Here is an 8,096-nt window from a genome sequence, read left to right as displayed (position 1 = left end):
TGCCTGGCGGCCATAGCGCCGTGGAACCACCTGATCCCATGCCGAACTCAGAAGTGAAACGCGGTAGCGCCGATGGTAGTGTGGCATTCGCCATGCGAGAGTAGGACACTGCCAGGCACCCAATTAAACAGCGACGTGCACATCACGACGTTGGCCGAGAGGATGACACCTCAGTAAGCGGCAGAAGATTTAGCGAAAGCTAACCGAATGCGGAGCGGTAGTTCAGTCGGTTAGAATACCGGCCTGTCACGCCGGGGGTCGCGGGTTCGAGTCCCGTCCGCTCCGCCACTAATTTGAAAGGCCTTCCCTCACGGGAAGGCCTTTCTGCTTTTGCTCATTCGCGAAAGGACGAGAAAACAAGGGGCCACAGACAGGGCTGCGACTTGTCACTGGCAGCCCGGCCCCTGCTTGTTGTCCCTTGAGCTGGACTAGGTCCTCCCATCCGCTTCGACATTGCTTGAAAGCCCTGACCATCTGGTCGGGGCTCTCTCTTTGCGTGGGTTCGCAGGGACAATGAACGGCACCGCTGATGTGAAAGGCCTTTCCCGACGGGAAGGCCTCTTTGTTTTTTGGCATTAGCGAAACGCTCTGCCCCATGTCATTCCAGGCTTGCACCTGGCGGCTGGGGAGCATGAAATGGGGACTGGGGCCGTCCGGTCTGTTAATCACTGCAATGAGGAGGTTCGCCATGGCTACCCTGACCGAGTTTGAAAAATACGTGATCGAGCAGAAGGGGACCGAGCGTCCTTTCAGTGGCGAGTATTACCGCCATGATGCCCCCGGCCGCTACCTGTGCAAGAAGTGCGGTACTCCCCTCTATGCCTCTGAGCACAAGTTCAATGCCCACTGCGGCTGGCCGGCCTTTGATGACGAGCTGCCGGGGGCTGTGAAGCGCGTCCCCGATGCCGATGGCCGCAGGGTCGAGATTGTCTGCGCCCGTTGTGAGGGGCACCTTGGTCATGTGTTCGAGGGGGAGTACCTGACCGAGAAGAATCTGCGCCATTGCGTCAACTCTGTCTCCCTCATCTTCGAGGCGAGAGAGGAGGGCTTGCAGCCACAATCTCAGATGGCTCTGGCCACCCTGGGGGGCGGTTGCTTCTGGTGTGTCGAGGCAATATTCAGCTGCCTGAAAGGGGTGATCCGGGTCAGTCCGGGTTATGCGGGCGGGAGCGCCGCCGATGCCGACTACCGGCGAGTCTGCTCCGGTCAGACCGGCCATGCCGAGGTGGTGCAGATTGAATACGATCCCGTCATCATCGACTTCGCGACCCTGCTGGAGGCCTTCTTCGCCAGCCATGATCCCACCAGTCTCCATCGGCAGGGGCATGACGTGGGTCCCCAGTACCGCTCCGTGATCTTCGCCCATGATGATGAACAGGTGAGGGTGGCGAGCGCCATGATCCGGGCGCTGGATGAGGCCAAGGTATTCTCCGCGCCCCTAGTGACCGAGCTGACCGGATATGACGGTTTCTATCCTGCCGAAGCCCATCATCGGGATTATTTCGCCCAGCATGGGGAGCAGTCCTACTGCCAGGTGGTGATCCGCCCCAAGCTGGAGAAATTCAAGACGCTGTTTGCCGACTATCTCAAGGGCTGAGTCACCGCTCTGCCCAGGAGCTGTCGCACGCTGGCCCCGATGGGGGACGAGTCGGCTCGATGCCGGATGGCTCGTGATATAGTCGAGCCATCTATGCAGGAGAGTGAGTGAGCCATGAAGAAGATCCTCTATGCCATGCTGGGGTTGGCGGCAGCCTTGTTGATCGCGATAACGAGCCTGGTGACCCTGGTTGATCCCGAACAGTTCAAGCCCCTGCTGATGGAGCAGGTGAAGAAGAACATGGGGCGGGAGCTCGTCATCGACGGCCCCATCAGCTGGACCTTCTGGCCCAGTCTGGGACTCTCCCTCGAGCAGGCGGCGCTGCGCAATCCAGCCGGATTTGCCGAGCCGGATCTGGTGCGCTTCGAGCGCGGCCAGGCTTCGGTCGCCGTGCTGCCCCTGCTCTCCCGTCGTTTGCAGGTTGGCGAGGTGGCCCTGGCAGGCGCCCATCTCTTCATCCAGACCCGGGCCGATGGCAGCTCCAACCTGACGGGTCTGGCCCGCACCGGACAAGATGGCGGGGCCAGCACCAAGACGCCGGACCAGGGGGATGGCGGGCAAGCATCAGCTCCCGAGCCTTGGCAACTGGCCGTCGAGGGCCTCTCCCTGACCCAGGCCAGTGCCCTGGTGATCGACGATCGCGACGGCTCCCACCTCCAACTGACCCACCTCGATCTCTCCCTGGGTGAGCTCAAGCCCGATAGCTGGGTGCCCATGACCTTCTCTCTGAGCGGCGAGCATCAGGGGCTGACCCTGGCGGCCAAGGGGCAGACCCGGTTCAGGCTGGGTCGGGATCTGGCGAGCAGCGAACTGGAGGGGCTCGAGGTGGCAGGCGAATTGGTGCAAGGGGATACCCGGCTCGATCGCTTCACGCTGGGGGCGGATCGCCTCAAGTTGGGGCAGTGGAGCCAGCTTGGCCTGAGTGCCCAGGGCCGGCAGGGGGCACTTTCCTTCGATCTGACCACCAGCCTCAAGGGGCGGCTCAACGAGGCGCAGAGCCTGCTCGATCTGACGGATGTTACCCTGGATGGGGTGCTGAAGGGGCCGGCGCTGCCCAGACCCGAGATCAAGGTTTCGCTCGGTGCCGAGGGGCAATGGGCCATGGTGAGCAAGACGCTGTCCCTGTCCAAGGTGGCCCTGGGTGCCGATGAGCTGCGGTTGGCGGGCAGTGCCAGCATGATCATGAAGGCGATCCCCGGGATCCGCTTCGATCTGGCGGCCGAGCGGCTGGATCTGGACGCCTGGCGTCCCGCCGCCGCCAAGGCGACGCCGGTTGCCAAAGGGGCGGGCAGCGAGCCCGTGGCTGACGAGACGGCAGGCAAGGACGCTGGCAGCACAGGCGCGGCACCGGCCAGGGCGGCCGAGCCGGATCTCGGCTGGCTCAAGGGGTTGGATCTGGCGGGACGGCTCAAGGCGGACACCCTGATAGCCGATGGCGTCAAGGCCGAGCAGGTGGATCTGGCACTGGCGGCAGACGCCGGCCTGGTCACCATCAAGGGCTTCAGCGCCAGGCTGTTTGGCGGCTCTGCCCAGGGGGAGGGGGTGATAGATGCGCGCCAGCAGCCGGCGACGTTCAAGGTGCACAAGCAGATAGTCGGTGTCGATCTGCAACCCCTGCTGCAGACCCTGGCCCAGACCGATCTGCTGGCCGGGCGGGGCAGTGCCGACATCCGGCTCAGCGGGCGTGGCCTCTCCTCCCATGCACTGCGCAGCCAGCTGGCAGGCACCCTGGATCTCAAGGTGGAAGATGGCGCCCTCCATGGCATCAACTTGCCGCAGATGTTGCGGGAGGCCAGGGCGACCCTCAAGGGCGAGAAGGCGAGCGAGGCCAAGGAGGCGCGCAAGACCGACTTCAGCGCCCTGACCGCCCATTTTCGGATCGGGCAGGGTAAGGCAAGCAGTGATGACATCCGGCTGCTGGCGCCGGCGCTGCGGGTCGAAGGCAAGGGCAGCACGGCGCTGGTGCCCGAGACCCTGGATTTTCTGATGGCCACGACCGTGGTCGAGACCAGCAAGGGGCAGGGGGGCAAGGGGCTCGAGGATCTCAAGGGCATCACCATCCCGGTGATCATCGGCGGCCATTGGCGTCAGCCCAGCTATCGTCTCGACGTCAAGGGACTGCTGGCCGATAACCAGCTGCTGGAAGAGAAGGCCCGCAAGGAGGCCGAGCGGGGGCTCAAGAAGCTGCTCGGGGACAAGGCGGACGACGAGCAGATCAAGGGGGTGGCGGACCAGCTGCTCAAGGGATTGTTCAAGTAAGAGACGAGCAGCCAAACAGCCCCGCCGGGAGATCGGCGGGGCTGTTTCGTGTCCGCGAGTCAAGCGGCCAGACGGTCATGATTCAGAGGGGTGAGCATCACGCCAGCCGGTAGCCGCCGAGCAACCCGTCCGCCAGCCAACGTTGCCAATCCATCCAGAAGACCGCAGCGCGTCGCTTTTTCATTCAAATATTATTTTTTGGATTGCGCAGCCAGAGGCGGGCTCGCCATGGCCGGTCATCTCGTCCTGATCCCGTCTGGCACTCAGGGTCAACCCGGGAGGCTCGCCTTGGGGTCGTCTGGCTGTCATCATGGGGGTCACTGACAAGGAGGCATCAGATGATACGAGTGGTCTTTCACCTGTCCGAGCGGGAGCGCAGCCGGATGGCATTCAATAATATCAACAACTTGCTAGAGGATATGGCGGGAGAGCCGGGGGAGCTGGTGCTGCTGGTCAATGGCAATGGGGTGACCAGCCTGCTGACGGCCGGGGAGAGCGAGCCGCAGTGGCCCGCCCTGCTGGCACGGGGGGTCAGGCTGCTGGCCTGTGCCAACTCCCTGCGGGGCCAGCGGCTGGTTCCCGACCAGCTGCTCCCCGGGGTCGAGGTGGTCTCCACCGGCGTGCTGGCCCTGATCGAGCTGCAACAACAGGGATTTGCCTATATCAAGTCCTGAGCAGGCAGCTCCCCGTCATCATGGTCGGGCCATGGTGGTGGGGCCCTCTACTCCCCGAGCAGCTGTTGCCAGACCGCCAGCACATGACCCCGCTCGGTCAGCAACTGATCGTCCCCCACCTTGCGGGAGATCTCCGAGAGGTTGAGGCGATGGCCCTGGTTGCGGATCTCCAGATAGGCGTGTTTCAGCCCCTCCGCCTGCTCCAGGGTCAATACCCCCGCCATCACGCACTCGTCGAAGATGCGCACGTTGTCCGACCAGCGGGTCAGGGCCTCAGGCTCGCCACAGGCGTGGGCCAGCACCAGGTACTGGGCGATGAACTCTATGTCCACCATGCCGCCCGGGGACTGCTTGAGATCGAACTCCCCCTCGCCCGCCTTGAGCAGGTGATCCCGCATCTTGTGGCGCATCTCGCGCACCTCCTTGGCCAGGGTCGGCAGGTCGCGCTCCTTGGCCAGCACGGCGCGGCGGATGCGGGCAAAGTCGGCGATGACACCCTCGTCCCCATAGATGGGGCGGGCCCGCACCAGGGCCTGATGCTCCCAGGTCCAGGCTTCGCTCTGCTGGTACTGCTCATAGGCGGCGAGAGAGGAGACCAGCAGGCCGGCGTCGCCGGAGGGGCGCAGCCGCATGTCGATCTCGTAGAGGATCCCGGACGGGGTGCGGGTGCTGAACAGGTGCAGGATCCGCTGGGCCAGGCGCAGGTAGAACTGGCGGCTGTCGATGGGCTTGCGCCCGTCGGTGTAGCCGTTGGGGTCACCGCCGTGCAGGAACACCAGATCGAGATCCGAACCGTAACCGAGCTCGATGCCCCCGAGCTTGCCGTAGGCCACCACGGCGAAGCCGCGTCGGCCGCTCGCCGCCACCTCGGGCGGCACCCCGTAGCGTTCGCTCATCTGGGCCCAGGCCTGATTGACCACCTCCTCGATGATCGCCTCCGCCAGCCAGGTGAGGTGGTCACTCACCTTCATCAGCGGCAGGGCGCCGGCGATGTCGGCGGCGACGATGCGCAGCAGCTGCACCTGCTTGAACTGGCGCAGCGCCTCCATCTGCTGCTCCACGTCCTCTTCGGGGATGCGCAGCAGGAACTGGCGCAGCTGGGGCTTGTACTGATCGAGCGGGGTGGGGTGGTAGAGGTGCTGGGGATCGAGCAGCTCGTCCAGCAGTATGGGGTAGCGGGCCAGTTGCTCGCTCACCAGATGGCTGGCGTCGCACAGGCGCACCAGCTGGCGCAGGGCGGCGGGGTTCTCCGCCAGCAGTTGCAGGTAGGCGCTGCGGGTGAAGATGCGGGTCAGCAGGGTGCAGACCCGCTCGAACAGGCGGGCGGGCTCACGGCTCGCCACCACCAGTCGCAGCAGCTCAGGCATCAGCCAGTCCAGGGCGATGCGCCCCTGGGGCCCGACCTGGCGGCGCTTGTACTCCTCCTTGAAGCGCAGCAGGGCGGCGCAAAGCGGAGCCGGATCGCTAACTCCCTGTGTAGTGAGCAGTTTCTCCAGCTCGGCGGCATCGAGCTCGGTGCGCCAGAGATCGAGCCAGAGTTGCTCCAGGTGAGCGGGGGCTTCCTTCTCTTCCCCCACCACGGCGACGAACTCCTGATGGACTATGGCCATCTCCTGGTCGAGGTGCGTCATGAAGGCGTCCCAGTCGGCGAAGCCGGTGGCGGCGATCAGTCGCTGGCGATCCCGCTCCTCGGTGGGCAGGGTCTGGGTCTGCTGATCCCCTATCTCCTGCAATATGTTTTCGACCCGGCGCAGGACGCGATAAGCCTGGAGCAAGCGCGCGCAGCGCTCCTCATCGAGGGCGCCGCTTTGGGCTATGGCCGCCAGGGCTTCGGGCAGGTGGCGTACCCGCAGGGCGGGCTCGCGGCCGCCGCGAATGAGCTGCAGTGCCTGGGCGATGAACTCCACCTCGCGGATGCCGCCGGCCCCCAGCTTGATGTTGCCCTCCAGCCCCTTGCGGCGCACCTCGGCGGCGATCATCGCCTTCATCTGGCGCAGGCCGTCGATGACGCCAAAGTCGATGTAGCGGCGAAACACGAAGGGGCGCAGCAGCTCGGTGAGGGCCTGGGCGTGCTCGCACTGAGGGCCCAGCACCCGCGCCTTGACCATGGCGTAGCGCTCCCAGTTGCGGCCATGGTGCTGGTAGTAGTCCTCCATGGCGGCGAAGGAGATGGCGAGCGGTCCCGCCTCGCCGAAGGGGCGCAGCCGCATGTCGACCCGAAACACCTGGCCATCCTGGGTGGGCTGGTGCAGGGCGTTGATGAGGCGCTGGCCCAGCTTGATGAAGAACTGCTGGTTGGCGAGTTCGCGCCGCCCGCCGACGGTGTAGCCGTTGTCGGGGAAGGTGAAGATGAGGTCGATGTCCGAGGAAAAGTTCAGCTCGCCGCCGCCGAGCTTGCCCATGCCGAGGATGAGCAGGGGCTGGGGGTTGCCATCGCCATCCATAGGGGTGCCGAGCTCGCCGCACTGTTTGGCGTAGAGCCAGTCCCGGGCGCCGCAGATCAGCGCGTCGGCGAGCTTGGTGAGATGGACAAAGCTCTCCTCGACCTCGGCGCCCCTGAGCAGCTCGCGCCAGGCTATCACCAGCATGCGGCTGCGACGAAAACGGCGCAGGGTGCGCTTGAGCGCCTCCTCGTCCGTCAGCTCGGCCAGTTGGGCGGCGAGGTCGGGCCCATAGTCCTGCCAGCGGTTATCCGAGCGCAGCGCCTGGGAGCCGAGCAGCTCGGCCAGCAGGCTCGGCTCCTGGATCAGGGCCTCGGCGGCGAAGTCGGAGAGGGCAAACAGGGTCAGCAGTTCGTCTCTGTGGGCCTTGGCGAGTTCCCCGTAGTGGGGGGCCTGGTGCAGCAGGCGCTGCCAGTGGCGATCGGCCAGGGTCATGAGGGGGGCGGGGAGCGGCAAGGTTCTCTTCCTTACGTTGATGGCATGAGGGTCAATCTAACATCGCGCCCCCCCGCCTCCTAGCCGGGGGAGGGGGGCTCGCTCAGAAGCGTGAGCCGGATCCGGCCCGGGCGCGCCTGGCTGGCGGGGGCACCCAGGCACTTGCTCTGCCATCGCCATCTGGTCGATGCAGGCTGACGGGGCGTCGAGTTCAGCGGGTCAGCTGGTAGATATCCGGCTGATAGCGCTCCATCAGGCTGTCCGGATACGCCGGAGCCTGGAAGCCGAAGCCGGTATAGAGCCCCTGGGCATCCGAGGTGGCGAGGGAGAGGCGGCGCAGTCCCTGCAAGGCGGGATGGGCCAGGATGGCGGCCATCAGGGCCTTGCTGTGGCCGCGGCCGCGATGGGCGGGCAGCACGAACACATCGGAGAGATAGCCGAAGGTGGCTCTGTCTGTGATGACCCGGGCGAAGGCGACCTGCTGGCCGTCGACATAGCCGCCGAAGCACAGCGAATGGTTGATGGCCCGCTGCACGGTGGCGAGGGGTATGCCGAGGCACCAATAGGCCTCTTCGGATAGGAAACGGTGGATCAGCGGCACGTCGAGCCGTCCCTTGTCGTCACTGATCTCCAACTTGCTCGCCTGTTCGTTCTGGTACTGCATCCTGGCTCCTTGCCCTGGGTGATGGA

The 8,096-nt window shown here is 65.2% G+C and carries 5 protein-coding genes, 1 tRNA gene and 1 rRNA gene; 5 read left to right on the top strand and 2 right to left on the bottom strand.

Annotated features, from left to right (window positions below):
- The first annotated feature begins 2 nt into the window (after positions 1 to 2).
- From rrf to ACLHZ1_RS11605, 5 genes are all read left to right on the top strand, one after another.
- A 5S ribosomal RNA gene (gene rrf / locus ACLHZ1_RS11625) occupies positions 3 to 117 on the top strand.
- 94 nt (positions 118 to 211) lie between these two features.
- Positions 212 to 288: transfer RNA gene (locus ACLHZ1_RS11620), tRNA-Asp, on the top strand.
- Positions 289 to 688: 400 nt separating this feature from the next.
- Positions 689 to 1,597 carry a bifunctional methionine sulfoxide reductase B/A protein gene (locus ACLHZ1_RS11615; RefSeq protein ID WP_427262214.1) on the top strand — a complete coding sequence of 303 codons (909 nt, stop codon included), beginning with the start codon at positions 689 to 691 and terminating at the stop codon, positions 1,595 to 1,597.
- 114 nt (positions 1,598 to 1,711) lie between these two features.
- On the top strand, positions 1,712 to 3,856 hold the full coding sequence (locus ACLHZ1_RS11610) for an AsmA family protein (protein WP_427262213.1): 2,145 nt from the start codon (positions 1,712 to 1,714) through the stop codon (positions 3,854 to 3,856).
- 338 nt (positions 3,857 to 4,194) lie between these two features.
- Complete coding sequence (locus ACLHZ1_RS11605) at positions 4,195 to 4,530, top strand: DsrE family protein (RefSeq protein ID WP_427262212.1); 336 nt, start codon at positions 4,195 to 4,197, stop codon at positions 4,528 to 4,530.
- A gap of 47 nt (positions 4,531 to 4,577) precedes the next feature.
- Here the strand turns inward: ACLHZ1_RS11605 and glnE are convergent, their stop codons facing one another.
- Together glnE and ACLHZ1_RS11595 are read right to left on the bottom strand one after the other, a co-directional pair.
- On the bottom strand, positions 4,578 to 7,406 hold the full coding sequence (glnE, locus tag ACLHZ1_RS11600; RefSeq protein ID WP_427262221.1) for a bifunctional [glutamate--ammonia ligase]-adenylyl-L-tyrosine phosphorylase/[glutamate--ammonia-ligase] adenylyltransferase: 2,829 nt from the start codon (positions 7,404 to 7,406) through the stop codon (positions 4,578 to 4,580).
- Positions 7,407 to 7,617: 211 nt separating this feature from the next.
- Positions 7,618 to 8,070 (bottom strand): GNAT family N-acetyltransferase, encoded by a 453-nt coding sequence (locus ACLHZ1_RS11595; RefSeq protein WP_427262211.1) that lies wholly within the window; start codon positions 8,068 to 8,070, stop codon positions 7,618 to 7,620.
- Between the last annotated feature and the right edge of the window lie 26 nt (positions 8,071 to 8,096).

The sequence above is a fragment of the Aeromonas sobria genome, assembly GCF_050266975.1.
In the GTDB taxonomy this organism is placed as follows: Bacteria; Pseudomonadota; Gammaproteobacteria; order Enterobacterales; family Aeromonadaceae; genus Aeromonas; species Aeromonas sobria_B.
Note: the sequence above shows the minus strand (reverse complement) of the source record. Positions and strands in the feature narration are given on the sequence as shown.